Annotated in this window: 21 protein-coding genes and 1 tRNA gene; 17 read left to right on the forward strand and 5 right to left on the reverse strand. The window is 66.5% G+C overall.

Annotation, left to right across the window (positions count from 1 at the left end):
* Positions 1 to 54: 54 nt before the first annotated feature.
* A complete protein-coding gene (locus ACM9LZ_RS06365) occupies positions 55 to 1,248 on the reverse strand; it encodes an N-acetylmuramoyl-L-alanine amidase family protein (RefSeq protein ID WP_416618510.1) in 1,194 nt (397 codons plus the stop codon).
* Positions 1,249 to 1,912: 664 nt separating this feature from the next.
* Between ACM9LZ_RS06365 and ACM9LZ_RS06370 the strand changes: the two genes are divergently transcribed.
* Together ACM9LZ_RS06370 and ACM9LZ_RS06375 are read left to right on the forward strand one after the other, a co-directional pair.
* Positions 1,913 to 5,035: an Rne/Rng family ribonuclease gene (locus tag ACM9LZ_RS06370; RefSeq protein ID WP_416618511.1), complete on the forward strand. Its 3,123-nt coding sequence runs from the start codon at positions 1,913 to 1,915 to the stop codon at positions 5,033 to 5,035.
* Between the two features lie 169 nt (positions 5,036 to 5,204).
* Positions 5,205 to 5,939 (forward strand): SDR family NAD(P)-dependent oxidoreductase, encoded by a 735-nt coding sequence (locus ACM9LZ_RS06375; RefSeq protein WP_416618512.1) that lies wholly within the window; start codon positions 5,205 to 5,207, stop codon positions 5,937 to 5,939.
* Between the two features lie 193 nt (positions 5,940 to 6,132).
* On the opposite strand, the gene ACM9LZ_RS06380 is transcribed toward ACM9LZ_RS06375, so the two are convergent.
* The 3 genes from ACM9LZ_RS06380 to fsa are packed head-to-tail and all read right to left on the reverse strand — an operon-like array spanning position 6,133 to position 8,551.
* Positions 6,133 to 7,083 (reverse strand): tyrosine recombinase XerC, encoded by a 951-nt coding sequence (locus ACM9LZ_RS06380; protein ID WP_416618513.1) that lies wholly within the window; start codon positions 7,081 to 7,083, stop codon positions 6,133 to 6,135.
* Positions 7,077 to 7,817 carry a DUF484 family protein gene (locus tag ACM9LZ_RS06385; RefSeq protein ID WP_416618514.1) on the reverse strand — a complete coding sequence of 247 codons (741 nt, stop codon included), beginning with the start codon at positions 7,815 to 7,817 and terminating at the stop codon, positions 7,077 to 7,079. The genes ACM9LZ_RS06380 and ACM9LZ_RS06385 overlap by 7 nt, the downstream gene beginning before the upstream one ends.
* Positions 7,818 to 7,870: 53 nt before the next feature.
* Positions 7,871 to 8,551: a fructose-6-phosphate aldolase gene (gene fsa, locus ACM9LZ_RS06390; protein ID WP_416618515.1), complete on the reverse strand. Its 681-nt coding sequence runs from the start codon at positions 8,549 to 8,551 to the stop codon at positions 7,871 to 7,873.
* A gap of 309 nt (positions 8,552 to 8,860) precedes the next feature.
* Between fsa and ACM9LZ_RS06395 the strand changes: the two genes are divergently transcribed.
* The 10 genes from ACM9LZ_RS06395 (at position 8,861) to ACM9LZ_RS06440 (ending at position 14,981) form a co-directional block, all read left to right on the forward strand.
* Complete coding sequence (locus tag ACM9LZ_RS06395; RefSeq protein WP_416618516.1) at positions 8,861 to 9,307, forward strand: DUF2948 family protein; 447 nt, start codon at positions 8,861 to 8,863, stop codon at positions 9,305 to 9,307.
* A 114-nt stretch (positions 9,308 to 9,421) separates the two neighbouring features.
* Positions 9,422 to 10,093 carry an ATP phosphoribosyltransferase gene (hisG, locus tag ACM9LZ_RS06400; protein WP_416618553.1) on the forward strand — a complete coding sequence of 224 codons (672 nt, stop codon included), beginning with the start codon at positions 9,422 to 9,424 and terminating at the stop codon, positions 10,091 to 10,093.
* Complete coding sequence (gene hisD / locus ACM9LZ_RS06405; protein WP_416618517.1) at positions 10,083 to 11,384, forward strand: histidinol dehydrogenase; 1,302 nt, start codon at positions 10,083 to 10,085, stop codon at positions 11,382 to 11,384. Before hisG ends, hisD begins: the two co-directional genes overlap by 11 nt.
* Positions 11,385 to 11,424: 40 nt before the next feature.
* The gene (locus ACM9LZ_RS06410; protein WP_416618518.1) at positions 11,425 to 11,907 is read left to right on the forward strand and encodes a UPF0262 family protein; all 483 of its coding nucleotides are present in this window, start codon (positions 11,425 to 11,427) and stop codon (positions 11,905 to 11,907) included.
* Positions 11,908 to 11,918: 11 nt separating this feature from the next.
* A complete protein-coding gene (locus ACM9LZ_RS06415) occupies positions 11,919 to 12,359 on the forward strand; it encodes an arsenate reductase ArsC (RefSeq protein WP_416618519.1) in 441 nt (146 codons plus the stop codon).
* A gap of 148 nt (positions 12,360 to 12,507) precedes the next feature.
* The gene (gene infA / locus ACM9LZ_RS06420; protein WP_028097283.1) at positions 12,508 to 12,726 is read left to right on the forward strand and encodes a translation initiation factor IF-1; all 219 of its coding nucleotides are present in this window, start codon (positions 12,508 to 12,510) and stop codon (positions 12,724 to 12,726) included.
* Positions 12,727 to 12,742: 16 nt separating this feature from the next.
* Positions 12,743 to 13,402, forward strand: coding sequence for a Maf family protein (locus tag ACM9LZ_RS06425; protein ID WP_416618520.1), 660 nt, complete (start codon positions 12,743 to 12,745; stop codon positions 13,400 to 13,402).
* Entirely contained in the window at positions 13,402 to 14,586 is a 1,185-nt protein-coding gene (locus tag ACM9LZ_RS06430) for a ribonuclease E/G (protein WP_416618554.1), read from the forward strand. The genes ACM9LZ_RS06425 and ACM9LZ_RS06430 overlap by 1 nt, the downstream gene beginning before the upstream one ends.
* Positions 14,579 to 14,776 carry a DNA gyrase inhibitor YacG gene (locus ACM9LZ_RS06435; RefSeq protein WP_416618521.1) on the forward strand — a complete coding sequence of 66 codons (198 nt, stop codon included), beginning with the start codon at positions 14,579 to 14,581 and terminating at the stop codon, positions 14,774 to 14,776. Before ACM9LZ_RS06430 ends, ACM9LZ_RS06435 begins: the two co-directional genes overlap by 8 nt.
* A 129-nt stretch (positions 14,777 to 14,905) precedes the next feature.
* A tRNA-Phe gene (locus ACM9LZ_RS06440) sits at positions 14,906 to 14,981 on the forward strand.
* Between the two features lie 109 nt (positions 14,982 to 15,090).
* Here ACM9LZ_RS06440 and ACM9LZ_RS06445 read toward each other — a convergent pair.
* Positions 15,091 to 15,984 carry a DMT family transporter gene (locus ACM9LZ_RS06445; RefSeq protein ID WP_416618522.1) on the reverse strand — a complete coding sequence of 298 codons (894 nt, stop codon included), beginning with the start codon at positions 15,982 to 15,984 and terminating at the stop codon, positions 15,091 to 15,093.
* Positions 15,985 to 16,201: 217 nt separating this feature from the next.
* Here ACM9LZ_RS06445 and ACM9LZ_RS06450 point away from each other — a divergent pair, with 217 nt between their 5' ends.
* From ACM9LZ_RS06450 to ACM9LZ_RS06470, 5 genes are all read left to right on the forward strand, one after another.
* Positions 16,202 to 16,681: a hypothetical protein gene (locus ACM9LZ_RS06450; protein WP_416618523.1), complete on the forward strand. Its 480-nt coding sequence runs from the start codon at positions 16,202 to 16,204 to the stop codon at positions 16,679 to 16,681.
* Positions 16,682 to 16,867: 186 nt separating this feature from the next.
* Positions 16,868 to 20,152: a carbamoyl-phosphate synthase large subunit gene (gene carB, locus ACM9LZ_RS06455; RefSeq protein ID WP_416618524.1), complete on the forward strand. Its 3,285-nt coding sequence runs from the start codon at positions 16,868 to 16,870 to the stop codon at positions 20,150 to 20,152.
* A gap of 82 nt (positions 20,153 to 20,234) precedes the next feature.
* Positions 20,235 to 20,708: a transcription elongation factor GreA gene (gene greA, locus ACM9LZ_RS06460; protein WP_416618525.1), complete on the forward strand. Its 474-nt coding sequence runs from the start codon at positions 20,235 to 20,237 to the stop codon at positions 20,706 to 20,708.
* A gap of 169 nt (positions 20,709 to 20,877) precedes the next feature.
* On the forward strand, positions 20,878 to 21,504 hold the full coding sequence (locus tag ACM9LZ_RS06465) for a hypothetical protein (RefSeq protein ID WP_416618526.1): 627 nt from the start codon (positions 20,878 to 20,880) through the stop codon (positions 21,502 to 21,504).
* Positions 21,501 to 22,049, forward strand: a complete 549-nt coding sequence (locus tag ACM9LZ_RS06470; protein WP_416618527.1) for a hypothetical protein — start codon at positions 21,501 to 21,503, stop codon at positions 22,047 to 22,049. The genes ACM9LZ_RS06465 and ACM9LZ_RS06470 overlap by 4 nt, the downstream gene beginning before the upstream one ends.
* Positions 22,050 to 22,069 lie beyond the last annotated feature (20 nt).

Consider the following 22,069-nt stretch of genomic DNA (forward strand, 5'->3'; position numbering starts at 1 on the left):
AGGGGCCGCGTTGGCGGAAAGCGAGCCATCCGCCCCGCGCGGGACCATCCCCTTTTACCGCTGGCTGCTGAAATAGCCGTCCACAGCCCGCACCAGCGATCCGGCCAGCCGGCGTCGATGCGCGTCGGTGGCCAGCAGCCGGGCATCCTGCGGATGGCTGAGATAGCCCAGTTCGACCAGAACAGAGGGCACATCGGGTGCTGTCAGGACCGCCAGCCCGGCGGACCGCAGGGGTGACGGCAGGACCGGCACCTGCTTGTCCACATGGCGCACCACCAGACTGGCGAAGTGGCGGGACTGGTTCATCGTGTCGCGTTGGGACAGGCTGATCAGGATATTGGCGATGTCCGACGACTGGACGGACAGATCCATCCCGACGATGGCATCGGCCTGATTCTCCCGCTGGGCCAGCATTTCGGCTTCCCGGTCCGATGCCTTGTCGGACAGGGTATAGACCGACAGCCCGCGAATGTTGCGCGATGCGATGCTGTCGGCATGCAGCGAGATGAACAGGTCGGCCCCCTTGGTCCGGGCGATCGCCACGCGCTGGCGCAGGGGGATGAACAGGTCCTTGTCGCGTGTCAGGGCCACGCGGTAGCGGCCTGTTGCCAGCAACTGCCGGCGCAGCTCCAGCGTCACGGCAAGCACGATGTCCTTCTCATAGGCGCCACCGACCCCGATCGTGCCGGGGTCCTGGCCGCCATGGCCGGCATCCAGGACGATCATGGGCAGTTCCGGCCTGGGCTTTGCCTTGGGTGGCGGGGGTGGCGCCAGGGTGCTGACGCTGGCCGGCGTCAGGGCTGCGGCGCCGGTGCCCGCTGGCGCCGGACCCAGGTCCAGGATGAAGCGCGGCGGCATGCCGTCCCGTGGCGGGATGATCTCCGCCAGTTGTATATGCACGGGGGCCGTGGTCGACAGGACCAGACGCAGCCGGCTGGCAGAGGCGCCCGGTTCCAGGCGCACGTTGCGGACCAGTCCTTTGCCCGGCGGCAGACCGCTGTCGATCGACGCCTCCAGGTCCACGACCACCATCTGGGGCCGGGATGCATCCAGAATGAAATGCGTGTCGCGCGTCAGTTCCAGAACGAAGCGCGTCTTGTCACCGTGATCGCCCATGCGTGCGGCCAGGATGCGCGCAGGGCCGGGGAGGGTGGCCGGCATCGTCGCCGCGACGGCAGCGGTTTGCACAGGCGCCTGGGCCATCGCGACGTTCGCGGCCACCAGCCAGACAAGGCAAAAAAAGGTCATTGCCAGCACCCAGCGGGTCGCTGACGCCAGAAAAGCGGCGATGCCTGTCGGTCCCCCCCGGTTTGGCAAGCGGTCCTGTCCCCATCGTCAGACCGGCATGTTCCGGGCCGGTCAGCATGAAGCTCAATTGATGGGACCAATATAGGGCCGGTAAATCAGGGACTTCAACGGATTTCATCAGAGATCGCTTGAAATGGTGCCCGCCTGCATGCCGGCCGGCCCGGACCGGGGCACGGGAATCGACACGCGACCACCCGAAAGGATCGATTCTTTCGTTGTGGAAAAGGGGGGGGAGTGTTTATGGTGTGAAGCGCGACAAACCGCATCTTGCCAGGGCCCTGAAACGGGCTTCGGCGTCGCGCCTGGGGATTGCTGCCGGTTGTCACGCCGTCTTAGCAGCACCCCGCGCAGGTGACGCCCAAAGGGATCGACCCCAGCTTGGTGCGGTTGCAGTGGAAACCTTGGGGCTGGCCCGTCCGGTTTATTCGGCGCGGGTCCGGCATTGGTGCCGGTCCATCCTGGCTGCTTCCCCTCAATGGGGCAGGCGCTGTTCGATTGTGACCATCCGTGCCCATGCTGTACGCCTCGCACCGTAATGGTGGCAGGGCCCGACCTCCGTCCCGTCGCGCGGAGGGGTGGGGAACCCTTGCCACGGGGATGACATATGGCCAAGCGTATGCTTGTGGACGCCACGCACCCGGAAGAGACCCGGGTCGTCGTGGTCAATGGTAACCGCCTGGAAGAGCTTGATTTCGAGATCGCCTCCAGGAAACAGCTCAAGGGCAATATCTATCTCGCCCGGGTGATCCGGGTCGAACCGTCGCTTCAGGCGGCGTTCGTCGAATATGGCGGGAACCGGCATGGTTTCCTGGCTTTCTCCGAAATCCACCCCGACTATTACCGCATTCCGGTCGCCGACCGGGAGGCACTGCTGCGCGAACAGCAGGAACTGGCGGAGGAGCGGGAGGCCCGCGCCGATCGGGGCGATGATGGCGACGCCGTGGGCGGTGACAGCGCCATCGACGGCGATCTGGCCGACCATGGCGAGGATGCCGGTGCCGTCCCGGCGCCGGAGGAAATCGGTGGTGCCGCGCCTGCGGCCATTGTGACCGATGATATCGGCGGGCCGGTCGTCGTCGACGCGGTGTCGGACGTGGTGGAAGCCGGGGACGCGGAAGGCGTGCCGGCCGGCGAGGAGCCTGACGGCGGCGAAGGCGATGGCGAAACCGCCGGCACGGGCGAGGCCTCGCCCTTCACGCACAGCAACGGTCGGGAAAGCCGTGGTCGTGCGCGCCGCTATCGCCCGGTGGCGGCCCAGGCCGAGGATAATGGCGACAGCGTCGAGGAGGAGGTGGAGGAAAGCCGTCCGCCCCAGCCCCGCCGCCGGCCGATGAAGTCCTACAAGATCCAGGAAGTCATCAAGCGCCGCCAGATCCTGCTGGTGCAGGTGACGAAGGAGGAGCGCGGCAACAAGGGTGCCGCCCTGACTACCTATCTGTCGCTGCCCGGCCGCTATGCCGTGCTGATGCCCAACACGCCGCGTGGCGGCGGCATCAGCCGCAAGATCACCAACCCGGCCGACCGTAAGCGCCTGAAGGAGATGCTGGAGGATTTCGACATTCCGTCAGGCATGTCGGTCATCCTGCGCACCGCCGGCATCGAGCGGTCGAAGCCGGAAATCCGTCGCGATCTTGAATATCTGATGCGCCTGTGGGACAGCATCCGCGAGACGACGCTGCAATCCGTCGCACCGGCGCTGATCTATGAGGAGGCGAACCTCATCAAGCGCACCATCCGCGACCTCTATTCCAGCGACATCGACGAGGTCCATGTCGAGGGCGAGGCCGGATATGGCGTGGCCAAGGACTTCATGCGCATGCTGATGCCCAGCCACGCCAAGAAGATCCAGCTTTATAACGATCCCGGCATTCCGCTGTTCCACCGGTTCCAGGTGGAAGGTGCCATCGAGACGATGTTCAATCCCATCGTCCAGTTGCGGTCGGGCGGCTATATCGTCATCAACCAGACCGAGGCGCTGGTCGCCATCGACGTGAATTCCGGCCGGTCGACCAAGGAACGGAATATCGAAGAAACGGCGCTGCGCACCAATCTGGAGGCCGCCGAGGAGGTGGCCCGCCAGTTGCGCCTGCGCGACCTGGCCGGTCTGGTTGTGGTCGACTTCATCGATATGGAGGACCCGCGCAACAACGCCGCGGTGGAAAAGCGCATCAAGGACGCCATGAAGGCCGACCGTGCGCGCATCCAGTTGGGCCGCATCTCCGCCTTCGGTCTTCTGGAACTGTCGCGCCAGCGCCTGCGCCCCTCCTTGCAGGAGATCAATTTCGAGCGCTGCCCGCACTGCCAGGGCACCGGCATGGTGCGCAGCCAGGAAAGTGCGGCCCTGGCCGTTCTGCGCGCCGTGGAGGAAGAGGGTATCCGCAAGCGTTCGGCGGAGATCACCGTGACCTGCGCGTCGCGCGTGACGCTTTACATCCTGAACCATAAGCGTGAAGCGCTGGCGGATATCGAGCGGCGCCACGGTCTGCGGGTCTATCTGCTGGCCGATGACCATCTGAATGGTCCCGACCACCGCCTGGAACGGCTGCGGGCCCGCACGCCGGCTGATGATGTTGCCGCGGCCGCGCCGGTCAGCGCCGAGCGCGTCATGGCCCAGACCGAACGCGCCATCGAGATGGAGGAGGTAGAGACCGAGGTCGAGCCCGCCGAGATCGAGGCCGAGGAGACCGAGGAAGTCGCGGAGAAGCCGCAGCCCCGTGCCGAGCGGGAGGACCGTGATGGTCGCCGCAACCGCCGCCGCCGTCGTCGTCGGCGGGGTGAGCGTGGCGAGGGTGCGGCATCTGATGGCGCGGATGCCGACAGCGCGAATGGCGATGGCGAGCCGGAGGGCGAGGACGAGACCGGTGTCGATGACACGCAGGCTCCTCCGGTTGCCGCCGACGGCGACAATGTCGAGGCACCGGTCGCCGAGACGGCCGGCGACGTGCCCGCCGCCACTGACGCCGCCGATGATGAGGATGAGGAGGCCCGCAAGAAGCGCCGCCGTGGCAAGCGTGGCGGTCGCCGTCGTGGCCGCCGCGACGAGACGGGGGCAGAGCAGCAGGATGGCGAGGAGGAAGCGGTCGACGCCGAGTCTGCTTCGACACCGGAAGCCGCCGCCGAGCCGGAAGCGGTGCCTGCCGCCGCGGCAACGGTGGAGCCGGTCCCTGTGGTGAGCGAGCCGGTTGTCGAAGCCGCTCCGGTGGAGGCCGCCCCGGTGGCGGAGGCCCCGCCCGAGGAGGCGCCGAAGAAGAAGCGCGCGACGCGCAGCCGCAAGAAGGTTGCCGAGGAAGCGGCGCCGGTGGCCGAGGCTGCTGTGCCGGTAGAGGCGGCAGCGGCTGTCGAACCGGCCCCGGTGGCAGAGGCCCCGCCCGAGGAGGCGCCGAAGAAGAAGCGTGCGACGCGCAGCCGCAAGAAGGTTGCCGAGGAAGCGGCAACCGAAGTCGTCCAGGTCGAGGCCGCGCCGGCCCCGGAGCCGGTCCCGGTTGAGCCGGCGGCCGCTGACGCCCCTGCCGAGGAGGCGCCGAAGAAGAAGCGCGCGACGCGCAGCCGCAAGAAGGTTGCCGAGGACGTGGCGCCGTTGGCCGAGGTCGCTGCGCCGGTGGAAGCCACACCGTTGGCCGAACCGGCCCCGGTGGAAGCCGCCCCCGAAGCGGTGGAACCCGTTGTGGAGGTGCCGGCCGAGCCCGAAGCCAAGCCGCGGCGCGGCTGGTGGAGCCGCAAGTCCTGAGGCTTGTTGCGATAACGGAACGAACGGGGGAGGTGGTTTTCCACCTCCCCCGTTTTCGTTGTGGTGCCGGAATGACGGGTCCGTTGGGGCCGGGGCGGCGATCCGTCGCTTTCCCTGCCGTCGCGAATGCGCTAAGCAACCGCGCGAGTTCCTGCCGAGAGATATTGTCATGACCGGTTCGACCCTTTCCCCCACAGCCCGCCTGACGGGCCGCGTCGCCCTGGTGACGGGTGCGTCGCGCGGCATTGGCGCCGCCGTGGCCGAGCAACTGGCGTGCGAAGGTGCCCATGTCGTACTGATCGCCCGCACGCTTGGCGCGCTGGAGGAACTGGACGATCGGATCAAGGCGCTGGGCGGTGCCGCGACCCTGATCCCGCAGGACCTGATGGAAGGGGCCAAGCTGGACAGTCTGGGGCCGGCCCTTTACGAGCGGTTCGGCCGGCTGGACATTTTCGTGCATGCCGCCGCCCAGTTGGGCACCCTGGGACCCATCGCCCATTCCGATCCCCGTGACTGGGACCGGGTGATGGGGGTTGGTGTGGCGGCCGGCATGCGGCTGATTCGCACCACCGATCCGCTGTTGCGCCGGTCCGATGCCGGTCGCGCGCTTCTGCTGACCGACCGCGTCGGGCGCGAGGCGACGGCCTACTGGTCGGCCTATGCCGCCGCCAAGGCCGCCATCGACATGATGGGCCGCACCTGGGCCGCCGAAACGCTGAACACCAGCTTGCGTGTCAACCTGATCGATCCCGGTCCCGTCGCCACGTCGTTGCGGGCGAAGGCGTTTCCCGGCGAACAGCCGGAAAGCCTGCGCACCCCGGCGGACGTGGCGCGCGCCATCGTTGAATTCACGGTGCCCGCCTGCGCCCTGCATGGGGAACTGATCGATCTTTCGCCGGCGTGACCCGCGTCACAGCGATGGCCGGGGCGGGGATATAGGCTCTTCCCATGCTGATCATTCCCCGTTCGGCATGCCCGTCGGGTTCCATCCCTTCCCCTCGGGCTGACGCCCCCGCCTTCAACCCGCCGCCCCGCCCGGGCTGGCGGGTTTCTTTTTTGTCTCGGGGCGCCGGGCCGGTCTTTGCCGGCACCGGTCCCTATCGCCGGGCACGGGGGTGTGCATCCTCGTACACGGCCAGGAGCTTCTCGGTATCGATATCCGTGTAGCGCTGGGTGGTCGACAGGCTGGCATGGCCCAGCAGGTCCTGGATGGCCCGCAGGTCGGCGCCGCTGCCCAGCAGATGGGTGGCAAAGCTGTGGCGCAGCGCGTGCGGTGTGGCGCTGTCGGGCAGGCCCATCTGGGCGCGCAGCATCTGCATCTGCCGGCGGGCGACGGATGGGTTCAGCCGGTCGCCACGACTGCCGCGGAACAGGGGGGCATCGCTGCCCGTGACCGGCCAGGGGCAGGCCTGGCGATAGGCTTCCAGCGCGGCATGGACGGCCGGAAGCACAGGGACCTGCCGTTCCTTGGACCCCTTGCCCAGCACGCGCACCGTGGTGGCACCCGATGGCAGGTCGCCCTGGTTCAGGGCCAGCGCCTCGCCGATGCGCAGGCCGCAGCCGTAAAGCAGTGTGAACAGCGCCTGGTCGCGCAGGCCGATCCAGGGCGCATCAGGCAGGCTGGCCGCTTCTTCCAGCAGGGCGGCGGCATCGGGAGCCGTCAGCGGGCGGGGCAGGGGGCGCTTCACCCGTGGGCTGTTCAGCGCGCCGATGGCCGGGTTGTGCAGAACCCCGCCACGGTCAAGCCAGCGATAGAGGTTGCGCACGCCCGCGATGCTGCGGGCCCTGGTCGCCGCGCCGGCCCCGTCCCCGGCGCGGGCCGACAACCAGGCGCGGAAATCGGACAAGGTCAGGGCCGCCAGTTCGTTCAACCCCGGCGCGCGGCCGCGATGACCGGCGATGAAGGACAGGAACCCGGAGAGGTCGTTATTGTAGGCCCGGATGGTGGCCCGGCTGACCCCCTTTTCCGCAACCAGCCAGCGCTGCCAGCGTTCAATGGCGTCGGCCAGGTCCGGCTGTGCCGCGAAACCCAGGCTGGCCGTCACCATGCCGGATCCAGATAGGCGGCGATGACCCGTTCCACCACACCCGACAGGAACAGCAGCAGGTCGGTCGCCTGACCCGGCTGGAACAGATCTGGATCGGCGGAACCGAAGGCCAGCAGGGCCGGCGTCCCGTCCACCCCTTCCGGTGCGCCCTCCACGGCCAGGCGCAGGCGGACCAGCGCCTGGCTGCGGATCAGCCCCGCCTGATGGCCCCAGACCTCAACCGATCCCAGGATGTCGGATTGCAGCGCCACATCGGCGCGGCCCAGGATGCGGTCGATGGTGCCGTGCGGTGCCATGCCCAGACCGACCGGCCCGATGCTGGCCACCGGTCCGGCCGGCTGTTCAACGACGAGGCTGGCCCCGTCCAGGTCCAGCAGGACCACCAGGTCGCCGGTGACGGCCTGCACCATCGCCTCCAGTCCGCGGCAGGACAGGAGATGCAGCACGGCGGCATGGACGCGCCGCAGGTTCATCATGTTGGCGCGGGTTGTGTCGACCAGTAATTGCTGCTGATCGGACAGGCGCCCGACCTCTCCCCGCAGCCGTTCCAGCATGCGTTCGCGGATATCGACCACGCCGGCCCCCCGTTCCGGCCCGGCCGGCGGCAGCAACTGGTGCAGCAGTTCCGGCCGGCGGGCCAGGAAATCGGGGTGGTCCCGCAGAAAGGCCGCCACGTCATCGGCCGTCAGTTCATCCATCGCGCTGGTGGTGATCTGTCCGGGTCCGCTGCTCATGGGGCCTTGTCCTTGGTCGGTTGCGCCATGTCCGTCTGTTGTCCGGCGGGGGATCAGCCGCGCTTGGGCAGGGGCTGGTCCAGGATCGACTGCCCCGTCTTGGCCCAGTCGGCCACGAACTGGGACAGGCCCTTGTCGGTCAGCGGATGGCCGGCCAACTGGCGGATGACGTTGGGCGGCATGGTGGCGACATGGGCGCCCATGCGGGCCGATTCCACGACATGGATCGGGTTACGCACCGAAGCCACCAGCACTTCTGTCGTGAAACCGGGATAATTGGCGTAAATCTCGACGATTTCCTGGATCAGGGTCAGGCCGTTCTGGCCGATATCGTCCAGGCGGCCGACGAAGGGAGAGATGAAGGCGGCGCCGGCCTTGGCGGCCAGAATGGCCTGGGCGGCGGAGAAGCACAGGGTCACGTTGACCATGGTGCCTTCGTTGGCCAGCGTGCGGCACACCTTCAGGCCGGCCGGGGTCAGCGGCACCTTCACGGCCACGTTCGAGGCGATCTGGGCCAGATACCGGCCTTCCTTCAGCATTGTGTCGAAATCGGTGGCGGCAACCTCGGCGCTGACCGGGCCCTGCACCACGTCGCAGATTTCGGCGATCAGTTCGACGAAGTTGCGGCCGGCCTTGGCGACCAGCGACGGGTTGGTGGTCACGCCGTCCAGCAGGCCGGTATCGGCCAGGTCACGGATATCGGCGAGGTCGGCGGTATCGACGAAGAACTTCATGGGTCGGGTCCTAAGGGCGCGATGAGATGGGGTGACCGGGCACAGCACCCGATCCGTGGCGGGGAAAGTAGCAACATCCCGTCCCCGTCGCCAGCGCCGCCGCCGACCATGGCGCGCATGGGTGGGCGGCGATGGGGATTCTGCCAAATCGGCCGCCCCGCTTCAAGCCCCTGCCCCGCCATCGCCGGGTCGTGATACACCCGATGTCCTCTCCCCCTGTCCGTCCGTCCGGGGCTGTCGGGAACCGTCCGGGGCCGGACGACGTTGGGGAGAGATCTTTATCAAGGGGCGTTCCGGGGGAGGGGAGAGATGGCGGAAGGCATGCGGCTGCGCGCGCGGGACGCGGAAGATCTGGCGGTGGTGTCTGCACTTTTGCAGGATGCGATCATTCCCATTGGCGATCTTGCCTTCCTGCCGCAGGAGGGGCTGTTCATCCTGATGGCCAGCCGTTTCCTGTGGGAAGGCGTGCCCGAGGATGGCGGCCCCAGCCCCGACGACGGGGAGGAGCGGTCGTATCGCATCTTGTGCGCCGTGCGTTTCCATAATGTGCGTGGCGTGCGCCGGCGCGGCCTGGACCTGGCCCGCCGGGACCAGTTCCTGTCGCTGCTGTCGGTGGAGGCGGCGGGTGACGGTGTCGTGCTGCTGCACCTTTCGGGCGGGGCCGACATCCGGCTGGAGGGTGAGGCCATCGAATGCCGGCTTGAGGATCGCGGCCAGCCATGGCCCGTCACCCTGCGCCCCGATCACGGGCTATGACGGTATCGGCCGGAGCTTCACGCAACCCGGCCTTTCGCTGCGGCGGGTGGACGAGCGGCATGCGGGCGTGCCATTTAGTCAGCCCCTTCCCCCACCTGGAGCGTCCAGGACATGATGTCGCCCGCCGCCAATGACCTGCTGGTGCTGGCCCTGCCCAAGGGCCGGATTCTGGAAGAGGTGAGGCCGCTTTTGCATCATGCCGGGATCGAGCCGGAAGCCGATTTCGACAACCCGAAATCCCGCGCCCTGCGTTTCGATACCAACCTGCCGCATGTGAAGATCATCCGTGTGCGCAGCTTCGACGTGGCCACCTTCGTGGCTTTCGGCGCGGCCCATCTGGGCGTGTGCGGCAGCGATGTCCTGATGGAATTCGACTATCCGGAGATTTACACGCCGCTGGACCTGGGCATCGGCCGGTGCCGTATCGCCGTGGCCGAGCCGGCGGACCTGTCGGGGAAGGACGATCCGTCGCGCTGGTCGCATGTGCGCGTAGCCACCAAATATCCGGAGATCACCCGGCGCCATTTCGCGGCGCGCGGCGTGCAGGCCGAATGTATCAAGCTGAACGGCGCCATGGAACTGGCCCCGACCCTGGGCCTGTGCAGCCGCATCGTCGACCTTGTGTCCACGGGCAGCACGCTGAAGGCCAACGGGCTGGTGGAGATCGAGCATATCGCCGACATCTCCTCCCGTCTGGTCGTGAACCGGGCCGCCTTCAAGACGCGCCATGGCGAGATCCAGGGCTGGATCGACCGTTTCCAGGAGGGTATCGGCAATGCCGGTTAAGTTCTCCACCCGTGATCCCGATTTCGAGGCCCGGTTCCAGGCGTTGCTGGGTGCCAAGCGGGAAGTGCAGGAAGACCTGAACAACGCCGTCGCCGCCATCCTGGCCGATGTGCGCGCCCGCGGCGATGCGGCCGTGCTGGACTATACAAGGCGTTGGGACCGGCTGGACCTGACACCGGAAGGCATGGTCGTCGGCGATGCGGAGGTGGAGGCGGCGGTCGCCCGCTGTGATGCCCGCACGCTGGACGCGCTGAAGCTGGCTGCCGACCGGATCGAGGCGTTCCATCGTAGGCAGGCCGTGGAGAACAACTTCTACACGGACGCCGCCGGGGTGCGCCTGGGCGCGCGCTGGACGCCCGTGGGGGCTGTCGGCCTCTACGTGCCGGGGGGGACGGCCTCCTACCCCTCGTCGGTGCTGATGAATGCCATCCCGGCCAAGGTGGCGGGCGTACCGCGCATCGCCATGGTCGTGCCCACGCCCGATGGCGTGGTCAATCCCCTGGTCCTGGCGGCCGCGAAGCTTTCCGGCGTCACGGAGATATACCGCATCGGCGGGGCGCAGGCCGTGGCGGCACTGGCCTATGGCACGGCGACCATTTCGCCCGTGGACAAGATCACCGGCCCCGGCAATGCCTTTGTGGCGGCCGCCAAACGTCAGGTATTCGGCACGGTGGGCATCGACATGATCGCCGGACCGTCGGAAATCCTGGTCGTTGCCGATGGCGCCAACGATCCCGCCTGGATCGCGGCCGACCTTCTGTCCCAGGCCGAGCACGACACCTCCGCCCAGAGCATCCTGGTCACCGACGATGCCGGCTTCGCCGACGCCGTCGCGGCGGCTGTGGATGCCCATCTGGCCCGCCTGCCGCGGGCGCGGATCGCGGAGGAAAGCTGGCGCACGCATGGCGCCATCATCCTGGTCGGTGCGATGGACGAGGCGGTGGCCCTGGTGGACCGCATCGCGCCGGAGCATCTGGAACTGGCCGTGGCCGATCCGGACGGTCTGGCAGGAAGGGTGCGCAATGCCGGGGCCATTTTCCTGGGACGCCACACGCCGGAAGCCATCGGTGATTATGTAGCGGGCCCCAACCATGTGCTGCCCACGGCCCGGTCGGCCCGCTTCTCCAGCGGGCTCAACGTGCTGGACTTCATGAAGCGCACGACACTGGTCGGCTGTTCCCCCGACAGCCTGGCGGCCATCGGGCCGGCCGCTGTGGCCCTGGCCGAAGCGGAGGGACTGGGCGCGCACGCATTGTCGGTTGCAATCCGGCTTGCCAATCGCACCGCATGAAAGCAGGCTGGCAGCAAGCCACGACCACGACCGGGGAGGGATGATGACCGCGCCGAACCACCGTATCGCCCATGTCGAGTTGGTGGAGAAGAATGTCATCCGCCGCAACATGGAGGTGGAGCATGAGCGCGCCGTCGCCCTGTTCGACCTTCTGGACGAGAACAGCTTCGCCCTGGTGGAGACGCCGGAGGAAGGGCCGTTCCGCCTGTTCCTGTCGACGGAGGATAATCGTCTGGTCTTCGACCTGCGGCGGGAGGATGATTGTGCGCTAACCCGCATCACCCTGCCGCTGACGCCGTTTCGCACCATCGTGCGCGATTATTTCATGATCTGCGACAGCTATTACAAGGCGATCAAGACGGCGTCGCCCTCGCAGATCGAGGCCATCGACATGGGCCGGCGCGGTCTGCACAACGAGGGGTCGGAACTGCTGCGGGAAAGGCTGGCCGGCAAGGCCGAGATGGACCTGAATACGGCCCGGCGTCTGTTCACGCTCATCTGCGTGCTGCACATCCGTAGCTGACGGCGCCGTCGATGGCAGAGACCAATCCGACCCGTATCTCCAGCGTCCTGTTCGCCTGCACCTACAATTCCATCCGCTCCCCCATGGCCGAGGGGTTGTTGAAGATGCTGATGGGCAAGTCGATCTATGTCGACAGCGCCGGCGTGCGGGAAGGGGAGATCGATCCGTTCGTGACGGCCGTCATGGCGGAACTGGGTGTGGACATGTCCCGTCACCGCTGCAAGACATTCGATCAGTTGGAGGATGACAGCTTCGATCTGGTCGTCTCCCTGTCACCGGAGGCGCAGCACCGTGCCGTGGAAATGACCCGTACCACGGCCTGTGACGTGGAATTCTGGAACACCTTCGACCCCACGCTGGTCGAAGGCAGCCGGGAGGCACGACTCGACGCCTACCGGCAGGTGCGCGATACGCTGCTGAAGCGCCTGAAGAAACGCTTCGCCGCATCGTGAACCGCAGCGATACGCACGGGAACCCACCCGTCCCGCCCCAGCCATGCCCGGCGTGGGAAACGCCCCTGCTTTCTGCTGAAAACACTTGACCGCGGGCCCTGCGGCCATCACCTATGTGCGCGTTTTAGGCTCCCGCAATCAGGAAAACATGGCCAAGGAAGATCTGATCGAGTTTTCTGGCACAGTGACTGAACTGCTGCCCAACGCGATGTTCCGCGTGAAGCTCGACAATGAGCATGAAGTGCTGGCCCACACCTCCGGCAAGATGCGCAAGAACCGCATCCGCGTGCTGGCCGGTGACCGGGTCAATGTCGAAATGACCCCCTACGACCTGACCAAGGGTCGGATCACCTTCCGCTTCAAGTGAGCGGCAGGGATTGGGCATGAATATACGCGCGGCGGCGTCGCCCGATATCTCCGGCAAGGACCGGCCGCGCTTGATTCTGGCTTCCGGGTCGCCCCGGCGGCGGGAATTGCTGGCTCAGATCGGGCTGGTGCCGGACATGATCGATCCGGCCGACATCGATGAAACACCCCTGAAGGATGAACTGCCCCCCGCCCATGCCACGCGGTTGTCGCGGGAGAAGGCGGCCATCGTGGCCGCCCGCCATGCGGGGGCGGTCGTGCTGGCGGCCGACACCGTGGTGGGATTGGGGCGCCGCATCCTGCCCAAGGCCGACGATGCCGACACGGCACGCCGCTGTCTGGCCCTTCTGCAGGGCCGGCGGCACCGGGTCTATACCGGTGTGGCCCTTGTCGGGGCCGACGGGCGGTGCTGGAACCGGGTGGTGGAAAGCCAGGTGATTTTCCGCACCCTGTCGCCCGCCGAGATCGATCAGTATATCGCCACCGGCGACTGGAAGGGCAAGGCCGGCGGCTATGCCATCCAGGGGCTTGCCAGCCTGTTCGTGCGGCAGATGGGCGGCAGCTACAGCAATGTTGTGGGTTTGCCCCTGACCGAGGTGTCGGGGATGTTGCGCGCGGCCGGCATTGATGCGCTTGCCCTGGCCGCCGCCGCGGTCCGGACCAGCGTCGCAGATTGATGCGCCGCCGGCTGCTGATCGACCGGCGCGGCCCCTTGCGGCGCTGTGCGCTGCTGTCCGATGGCGTGCTGACCGATCTGGCCATCGACAATGTCGATCGGCCCGTCTGGCAGGGTGCCATCGTGCAGGGGCGTGTCGGGCGGCTGGTTTCCGGGCTGGACGCCGCCTTTGTGGAGTTCGGGGACAGCCTTGCAGGCTTCCTGGCCGCAGGCGATGTGCGGCCCGGCCGGCGTGATGCACGGATCGGGCAATTGCTGCGCACGGGGCAGACCATTACCGTGCAGGTCAAGGCTGACGCCCATGACGGCAAGGGAGCGGTCCTGACCATGGACCTGTCTTTGCCCGGCCGTTTCCTGGTCTACAACCCGCTTGGCGACGGCCTGCATATCTCCCGACGCCTGGGCAAGGGGCCGGTCGTCGCATCCCTGCGCCAGCGTTTGTCGCAGGACCTGCCCAACGGGGGCGGCTGGATCGTCCGGGCAGAGGCGTTGCACGCCGATCCCGCCCTGGTGCTGGCGGAGGCCGAAACGTTGCTGGCCGATGCGCACCGGGCCCGGCCGGCGGTGTCGGGACAGGCGCCCGCTCTCCTGTTGCCTGCCCCCGATGCCATCCGTCGCGCCCTGGTGGAACTGCCGCGCGACGGGCTGGCAGAGGTGCGGGTGGAAGGGCCGGAGACGCTGGCAGCTGTCAGAACGGCCTGCCTGGGCCTGGCGCCCGACCTGCTGCCCCTGGTGACCTTGCACAAGGGTCCCGATGCGCTGTTCGATCAGGGCGACCTGGACGGCGCCATCGCCGCCCTGGCCGATCGGCATGTGCCCCTGGCACAGGGGGGTTCCCTGGTCATCGACCGGACGGAGGCGCTGACCGTCATCGATGTGAATGGCGGGGAACGCGGCAATCCCCTGGCAACCAACCTGGATGCCTGCCGGGAAATCGCGCGGCAATTGCGCTTGCGCAATATCGGCGGCATCGTGGTGGTCGATTTCGTGAACATGGCGCGGGCTGGTGACCGGGAGGCGGTGATCCAGTGCCTGTCCACGGCGGTGGCGGACGACGCCGTGGCGACCCATGTCTATGGCATGTCGCGTCTGGGCCTGGTGGAGGTGACACGCGCGCGCCGCGGCCCACCCCTGGCCGATCTGGTCGGCGGAAGCCGGGCTGAACAAGGAACAAGACATGAGTGACGACCCTATCGACCTGTCCAGCGCCCGGCGCCCCCGCAAGGCTGCCGGCTGTCCTATATGCGGCAAGCCGCCGGTGCCGGACTTTCGCCCTTTCTGTTCCAAGCGCTGTGCCGACGTGGATCTGTCCCGCTGGCTGGGCGAGGTTTACCGCGTCCCGGTGGAGGACGAGGCGGGGGAGCAGGAACCTTGAGAAAAATTTTCGGGAAAATTTCCCGGGCGCCGTAATTCAATGCTTTACAGCCCCGAACGGCTTGTCTATAAGGCGCTCCACACCGGGCGGCGGTGAACAAAAGACGCTCTGGTGCTTGATGTGCGGTGTGCCCAGGTAGCTCAGTCGGTAGAGCAGGGGATTGAAAATCCCCGTGTCGGCGGTTCGATTCCGTCCCTGGGCACCACTTCAGAAAGTCATATTCTTTAATTTGCCAAACCTCTCCAGTAAAATCGGAGGGGTTTTTTGTTTTCTTAGTTTATTTTTAGCGTCACGTGCCGATTTCCCAGTCCTGGTTACTTGGTAGGGCGGGCCGGCATTGTCATGGCTATGACGGCGGCCAATACGCAGGCCAGACCGATCCAGGCCGTGGGCGATAGGGTTTCGCCCAGCACGATAAGGCTGATACCGACACCGACGGGCACGCGCAGGTAGGCCTGGGCCGTGGTGCCGACAGACCCCAATGTCTGGACCAGCCGGAAATAGATGGTGAAGGCCAGCGCGGTGGAGAAGACAGACAGGCACAAGAGCGCCAGGATCGACTGGCCGGACGGTGTCAGCGTCCAGGGCCTTTCCACCGCCAGGCTGACAGGCACCAGCAGCATGGCCCCGCACAGCATGGACCCCGCTGCCGGAACCAGGGGCGAGAGGCCCTTGAAATTCCGGCTGTAGACAGCGGCCCCGGCATAGCTGACGGTGGCTGCCACGATGGCCAGCTGTGCGCCCAGTTCCCGGCCCAGCCCGTCCAGCGCCTGCACCCCGATGATCAGGCAGATACCCAGCATGCCCGCGGCCACGCCGAACAGCTTGGGCGCTGTCACCGCTTCATGCCGCGTGACGAAGGCTGTCAGCAGGAAGGTGAAGATGGGTGTCGTGGAATTCAGGATGGCCGTCAGGCCGGCATCGGTGCTTTGTTCCGCCCAGGCCACCAGGGTGAAGGGCAGGGCACTGTTCATGCAGGCCTGGAACAGGAAGCGCCGCCAGATCACCGGATCGCGCGGCAGGGTCAGGCGGCGCCAGGCCATGACTGCGACCAGAAGGCCTCCGGCGATCAGGGTGCGCACGGCGATCAGGGTGACGGGCGGAATGGTTTCCACCCCGATCTTGATGAAGGTATAGGATGCCCCCCAAAGGCAGGCCAGGACCAGCAGCAGCCCCAGTTCCACGATCATGTTCGGCCGCGTACCCATCACCCTGTCCTCATCGGTTCGGCGCCCCATTTGCTGCCAACCCAAGGGGCGCCGTCCAGCGGTTTCAATGGGCTGGGGTCTGCCCTGCGGGCCGTTCATATGGCCGGCCCGACCTGTCCTTTCGTATGCTCGTCGCCGATAAGGGGCGATAGGGATGGTGCCGGGGGGTGCGGGCAGGCAATATGGCGGCGTCTGGTCCCTGTTACCGACTGGTCCCATGTCGCGTTCCTGCCTTTCCTGGCTGCTTGCCCTGTGTCTGCTTGTGCCTGCCGGCCCCTCCTGGGCGGAGCGGCCGGCGGCAGCGCGACCGGAGCAGGGCGGCGGGATGGGCAAGCTGCCCTGGCAGAGCTGGATCGATCCGGGCCGCCTGCCGCCGCGGCCCGTGCCGCAGCGCCGCGACCGCATCGTCTATGCGTTCGACCAGGCGGGCCGGACCCAGCTCACCGCCAACCCGGAATTATCGAAACTGTGCCGGGCCGGCCGGTTCATGCAGTTGATCGACCTGCATTACCGTGCGTTCGGCCCGCGGGAACGGGCTTTCGGCGTGGCCTATGGCCGCATGGCCGTCAATCTTTACGACCCGTTGCACAGGCGACAAGACGATACGGTCTATTTTTTCCGCGATCAGGACACGACGCGCTGCGCCGTCTTCACGGCCCGGCAGGAGGATCTGCGCCGCTTCTATATCGGTCCGTGACGGGCCACGTCCCCCCTGCATCCCGCAACACGCATCCCAGCGCCCCAAGCTGGGCACTTCAATTCGGAAGGCGACCTCTCTATATAGGCCCCTCAGCCGGGCGCCCCCCGCACCCATTGTGGAGCGGGGGGCGTTTTGGCGCGACCACATCGCCCTTCCCGCCCGAAAAAGACGGTCCGATTGATCATGCCGAAACGCACCGACATCAAATCCATCTGCATCATCGGCGCGGGTCCGATCATCATCGGACAGGCCTGCGAATTCGATTATTCCGGCGTCCAGGCTTGCAAGGCCCTGAAGGAGGAAGGCTACCGCGTCATCCTCGTCAACTCCAATCCGGCCACCATCATGACCGATCCCGGTCTGGCCGATGCGACCTATATCGAGCCGATCACGCCGGCCATGGTCGCCAAGATCCTGGAAAAGGAGCGGCCTGACGCGCTGCTGCCCACCATGGGCGGGCAGACGGCGCTGAACACGGCCCTGTCGCTGTTCCGCGACGGAACCCTGGACCGGCTGGGGATCGAGATGATCGGCGCCAAGGCCGATGTCATCGAAAAGGCCGAGGACCGGCTGAAGTTCCGCGACGCCATGGACAAGATCGGGCTGGAAAGCCCGCGGTCGCGCGTCGTGAAGAATTATGACGAGGCCCTGGACGCGCTGGCCTTCGTGGGCCTGCCCGCCATCATCCGCCCGTCCTTCACGCTGGCCGGCACCGGCGGCGGCATCGCCTTCAACCGCGCGGAGTTCGAAGACATCGTGCGCGGCGGCCTGCGCGCCAGCCCCGTGAACGAGGTGCTGATCGAGGAGTCGGTCCTGGGCTGGAAAGAGTATGAGATGGAGGTTGTCCGCGACAGCAAGGACAATTGCATCATCATCTGCTCGATCGAGAATATCGATGCCATGGGCGTGCATACGGGCGACAGCATGACGGTCGCCCCGGCCCTGACGCTGACCGACAAAGAATACCAGATCATGCGCAATGCCAGCCTGACGGTGCTGCGCGAGATCGGCGTGGATACGGGCGGGTCGAACGTGCAGTTCGGCATCCATCCCGACACCGGCCGCATGGTCGTGATCGAGATGAACCCCCGGGTCTCCCGTTCCTCCGCGCTGGCATCGAAGGCCACGGGCTTCCCCATCGCCAAGATCGCCGCGAAGCTGGCCGTCGGCTACACGCTGGATGAACTGGACAACGACATCACCGGTTCCACGCCGGCCAGCTTCGAGCCGACGATCGACTATGTCGTCACGAAGATCCCGCGCTTCGCGTTCGAGAAGTTCCCCGGCGCCGACAATACGCTGACCACTTCGATGAAGTCGGTCGGTGAGGTGATGGCCATCGGCCGCACCTTCGCCGAAAGCATGCAGAAGGCCCTGCGCGGGATGGAAACCGGTCTGACCGGCTTCGACGAGATCGACCTGCGCGATGCCAGCGGCAATGTCGACGATGCCCGCCTGCGCCACATGCTGAGTCGCCCGACGCCGGAGCGTCTGCTGATGGTGGCCCAGGCCATGCGCCATGGCTGGACCATCGAGCAGATTTATGAGGAGTGCAAGTACGACCCCTGGTTCATGCGCCAGATCCAGGCGATCGTGCAGGAGGAGGAGGCCATCCGGGCCACGGGCGTGCAAGGCCTGGACGCGCAGGCGATGGCCCGCATCAAGGCCATGGGCTTCAGCGATGCCCGTATCGCCACGCTGACGGGCCAGCCGGAATCGGCCGTGTCGGCCCATCGCCGCGCGCTGGACGTGCGCCCGGTCTTCAAGCGCATCGACACCTGTGCGGCGGAGTTCGCCAGCCGCACGCCCTATATGTATTCCACCTACGAAGGCAACGGCCTGGAGCCGGCGGAATGCGAAAGCGCGCCGACCGACAGGAAGAAGGTCGTCATCCTGGGCGGCGGTCCCAACCGCATCGGTCAGGGCATCGAGTTCGACTATTGCTGCGTCCACGCCGTCTATGCACTCCAGGAGGCGGGCTATGAGACGATCATGGTCAACTGCAACCCGGAAACCGTTTCCACCGACTATGACACGGCCGACCGCCTCTATTTCGAGCCGCTGACGGCGGAGGATGTGATCGAGCTGGTGGAGAAGGAAAACCAGAACGGCGAGGTCAAGGGACTGATCGTGCAGTTCGGCGGCCAGACGCCGCTGAAGCTGGCCACCGCCCTGGAACAGGCCGGCCTGCCCATCCTGGGCACCACGCCCGACGCCATCGACCTGGCCGAGGATCGCGAGCGTTTCCAGCAGCTTCTGCACAAGCTGGAACTGCGCCAGCCCGCCAATGGCCTGGCCCGTTCGCTGGAAGAGGCGGAGAAGGTCGCCGGCCAGATCGGCTTCCCCGTGGTCATCCGCCCGTCCTACGTGCTGGGCGGCCGCGCCATGGAGATCGTGCATGACATGGCCGGCCTGCGCCGTTACATCGCCACCGCGGTGAAGGTGTCGGGCAAGAACCCTGTGCTGATCGACAGCTACCTTCAGGACGCGATCGAGGTGGATGTGGATGCCGTGGCCGATGCCGACGGCCAAGTCTATGTCGCCGGCATCATGGAGCATATCGAGGAGGCCGGCATCCATTCCGGCGACAGCGCCTGTGCCCTGCCACCCTATACGCTGTCCAAGGCCGTGGTGGATGAATTGTCGGTCCAGGCCGTGAAGCTGGCCAAGGGGCTCAACGTTGTCGGCCTGATGAACATCCAGTTCGCGGTCAAGCAGTCGGCCGACGGGTCGGGCACCGACGGTTTCGACATCTACATCCTGGAGGTCAATCCGCGCGCCAGCCGCACGGTGCCCTTCGTGGCCAAGGCGACGGGCACGCCCATCGCCAAGATCGCGGCCCGGATCATGGCCGGCGAGAAGCTTGGCCAGTTCAAGCTGTCCGGTCCGTTCCCGCCGCACACGGCCGTGAAGGAAGCCGTCTTCCCGTTCAACCGTTTCCCCGGCGTGGATATCCTGCTGGGGCCGGAAATGCGGTCGACGGGCGAGGTGATGGGCCTGGACCGCAACTTCGCCATGGCCTTCGCCAAGAGCCAGATGGGCGCCGGCGTCACCCTGCCCAAGGAAGGGACGGTGTTCATTTCCGTGCGCGAGCGCGACAAACCCGCCATGGTGCCGGTGGCCGCCAAGCTGCTGGAACTGGGCTTCAAGGTGGTTGCCACGCGCGGGACGGCCAGGCACCTGGCCGAAAACGGCGTGAAGGTCGCGGCCATCAACAAGGTGGTCGAGGGCCAGCCCCATATCGTCGATGCCATGATCAATGGCGATGTTCAGCTCATCTTCAACACGACCGAAGGGTCGCAGGCGGTGTCCGACAGCTTCAGCTTGCGCCGCACCGCGCTGACCAATAACATCCCCTATTACACCACGGTGGCCGGGGCCGAGGCGGCGGTCGAAGCCATCTCGGCGCTGAAAGCCGGCGGTCTTGACGTGGCTCCGCTCCAGTCCTACTTGAGCGGTTCGTACTGAGGACAGGCGGATCTCGGCGGGGCGGGCGACCGCTCCGGCGGGCTTTTGTTTTTCTGGGCTACCTTACTTGGGATAGGGCACGATGGAAAAAGTTCCCATGACGGCCAGGGGGTATAACCGGCTGCAAGATGAGTTGAAGCATCTGAAGAGCGTCGAGCGTCCGGCCGTGATCAAGGCGATCGCAGAGGCCCGTGAGCATGGCGACCTGTCCGAAAACGCGGAATATCACGCGGCGCGGGAGCGCCAGAGCTTCATCGAAGGCCGTGTGATGGAGCTGGAGGACAAGATCAGCCGGGCCGAGGTGATCGAGCCGACGAAGCTGTCCGGCAATGCCGTCAAGTTCGGTGCCACCATCACCCTGGCTGATGAGGACACCGATGAGGAGGTGACCTATCAGGTCGTCGGCCAGGATGAGAGCGACATCAAGCAGGGCATGATCAGCATCACCAGCCCGCTGGCCCGCGCGCTGATCGGCAAGTCGGTCGGCGACAGCGTCGAGGTGACGACCCCAGGCGGCTCCAAGAGCTATGAGGTCGTGGGCATCGCCTTCAAGTAAACGGTATCGACCAGATGCCGCATGTCCAGAACCCGCCCGGCCCCGGCCGTGGCGGGTTCTGGCTTTTGATGGTGGCGCCCGTGCGGCAATGCTTTCGCCGGGCAGGTACTTCGATCTATAATCATTGGCCCGGCGGGGGCTCCCGTCATTGCGGCCCGGTGCCTTTCCCATGCTGGAAAAACTTGCCCAAGCGGCGATTGCCTTCTTCATCATCGCCGGCATCTCCTATCTGCTGGGCACCGGAATCGCGCATTCGGTCGAAAGCGCCCTGCGCAAGCGCCAGCAGGGCGTCGGCCTTGAAGCGCGCATGCAGCGGCTGGGCGCGCTGTCGCAGCGTCTGCAGGCCCGGCGCCAGACCCTGCTGCCCGTGCTGGTGAAGCTGGACGCCAAGGTGAAATCGGCCCGCCGCCGCCATTACATGGTCAACAAGAAGATCACGGACATGAAGATCGCCCGTTCGCAATTGCTGCGGGTGCAGGGGGAGGAGGATGCTTTCCTGCGGACGGAGCGGCCGGCGCGCAAATTCATCGCCCATGTCGTGAACCGCCATGTTCAGCGCGCGCAGATGGACCAGAAGGAACATCCTTTCCTGTCCAAGGGCTGGGCGCGTACCCAGCAGGTCGTGATCTGGGCCTCCACCATCGGCGATGCCAAGATTCTGGCCGAGCGCGCCTTTCCCCCTGCCACGGGCTTCTTCGTGGCCGAGATTTCCGAGCCGCAGAGCGAGGGGGATGACATGACCGCCCTGGAGAATGCCGAACTGGCCGCGGCCTTGAGCGAGCGGGTGACGGGATGATGGATCGGCTGTTCGATGCGCTGCCCCTGTGGTTCGGCATCCTGGGCGGCGGTGTGGTGGCGCTGCAGGTCATGACCAATGTGCGCCAGCGCCTGCGGCGCGCCGAACGGCAGCACCAGGGCCATCAGGGCCGCGTCCATAACGCCAGCCAGGCCGTGCGAGAGCATGCCAGGGCCACGCTGGCCCTGAAACGCGAGCAGCGGCAGATGGAAGTGGAACTGGCCGAACTGGAGCAGATCATCGAGGAATGCGAACAGCAGGCCGAGCGTGAGAAGGTGGCCGATACGCAGATCTATGTCTTCGATGAACGCAAGAATATCGGTGACACGGCCTTTGTCTCCATGATCACCCACCCCGATTTCAACAACCTGGCCCGCAACGCCCCGGACGAGGTCGTGCAGTCATGGAAGGCCGGTCGGCGCTATCTGATCTGGGCCGCCAGCGACAAGATGGCCCACGCCAAGGTCAGCATGCGCTTCAACCAGGACAAGGGATACCGCGTGGGTCAGCCGGCCCCCTATGAGGGCAATCAGGATAATTTCTAGAATGTGCGTTTCGTAACCGC

The sequence above is a fragment of the Niveispirillum fermenti genome, from assembly GCF_048066175.1.
GTDB classification, from domain to species: Bacteria; Pseudomonadota; Alphaproteobacteria; order Azospirillales; family Azospirillaceae; genus Niveispirillum; species Niveispirillum fermenti.

Coding starts and splice junctions, on each gene's coding strand:
- ACM9LZ_RS06365 (WP_416618510.1), bottom strand. CDS start 1,248: ATGACCTTTTTTTGCCTTGTCTGGCTGGTGGCCGCGAACGTCGCGATG.
- ACM9LZ_RS06370 (WP_416618511.1), top strand. CDS start 1,913: ATGGCCAAGCGTATGCTTGTGGACGCCACGCACCCGGAAGAGACCCGG.
- ACM9LZ_RS06375 (WP_416618512.1), top strand. CDS start 5,205: ATGACCGGTTCGACCCTTTCCCCCACAGCCCGCCTGACGGGCCGCGTC.
- ACM9LZ_RS06380 (WP_416618513.1), bottom strand. CDS start 7,083: ATGGTGACGGCCAGCCTGGGTTTCGCGGCACAGCCGGACCTGGCCGAC.
- ACM9LZ_RS06385 (WP_416618514.1), bottom strand. CDS start 7,817: ATGAGCAGCGGACCCGGACAGATCACCACCAGCGCGATGGATGAACTG.
- fsa (WP_416618515.1), bottom strand. CDS start 8,551: ATGAAGTTCTTCGTCGATACCGCCGACCTCGCCGATATCCGTGACCTG.
- ACM9LZ_RS06395 (WP_416618516.1), top strand. CDS start 8,861: ATGGCGGAAGGCATGCGGCTGCGCGCGCGGGACGCGGAAGATCTGGCG.
- hisG (WP_416618553.1), top strand. CDS start 9,422: ATGTCGCCCGCCGCCAATGACCTGCTGGTGCTGGCCCTGCCCAAGGGC.
- hisD (WP_416618517.1), top strand. CDS start 10,083: ATGCCGGTTAAGTTCTCCACCCGTGATCCCGATTTCGAGGCCCGGTTC.
- ACM9LZ_RS06410 (WP_416618518.1), top strand. CDS start 11,425: ATGATGACCGCGCCGAACCACCGTATCGCCCATGTCGAGTTGGTGGAG.
- ACM9LZ_RS06415 (WP_416618519.1), top strand. CDS start 11,919: ATGGCAGAGACCAATCCGACCCGTATCTCCAGCGTCCTGTTCGCCTGC.
- infA (WP_028097283.1), top strand. CDS start 12,508: ATGGCCAAGGAAGATCTGATCGAGTTTTCTGGCACAGTGACTGAACTG.
- ACM9LZ_RS06425 (WP_416618520.1), top strand. CDS start 12,743: ATGAATATACGCGCGGCGGCGTCGCCCGATATCTCCGGCAAGGACCGG.
- ACM9LZ_RS06430 (WP_416618554.1), top strand. CDS start 13,402: ATGCGCCGCCGGCTGCTGATCGACCGGCGCGGCCCCTTGCGGCGCTGT.
- ACM9LZ_RS06435 (WP_416618521.1), top strand. CDS start 14,579: ATGAGTGACGACCCTATCGACCTGTCCAGCGCCCGGCGCCCCCGCAAG.
- ACM9LZ_RS06445 (WP_416618522.1), bottom strand. CDS start 15,984: ATGGGTACGCGGCCGAACATGATCGTGGAACTGGGGCTGCTGCTGGTC.
- ACM9LZ_RS06450 (WP_416618523.1), top strand. CDS start 16,202: ATGTCGCGTTCCTGCCTTTCCTGGCTGCTTGCCCTGTGTCTGCTTGTG.
- carB (WP_416618524.1), top strand. CDS start 16,868: ATGCCGAAACGCACCGACATCAAATCCATCTGCATCATCGGCGCGGGT.
- greA (WP_416618525.1), top strand. CDS start 20,235: ATGGAAAAAGTTCCCATGACGGCCAGGGGGTATAACCGGCTGCAAGAT.
- ACM9LZ_RS06465 (WP_416618526.1), top strand. CDS start 20,878: ATGCTGGAAAAACTTGCCCAAGCGGCGATTGCCTTCTTCATCATCGCC.
- ACM9LZ_RS06470 (WP_416618527.1), top strand. CDS start 21,501: ATGATGGATCGGCTGTTCGATGCGCTGCCCCTGTGGTTCGGCATCCTG.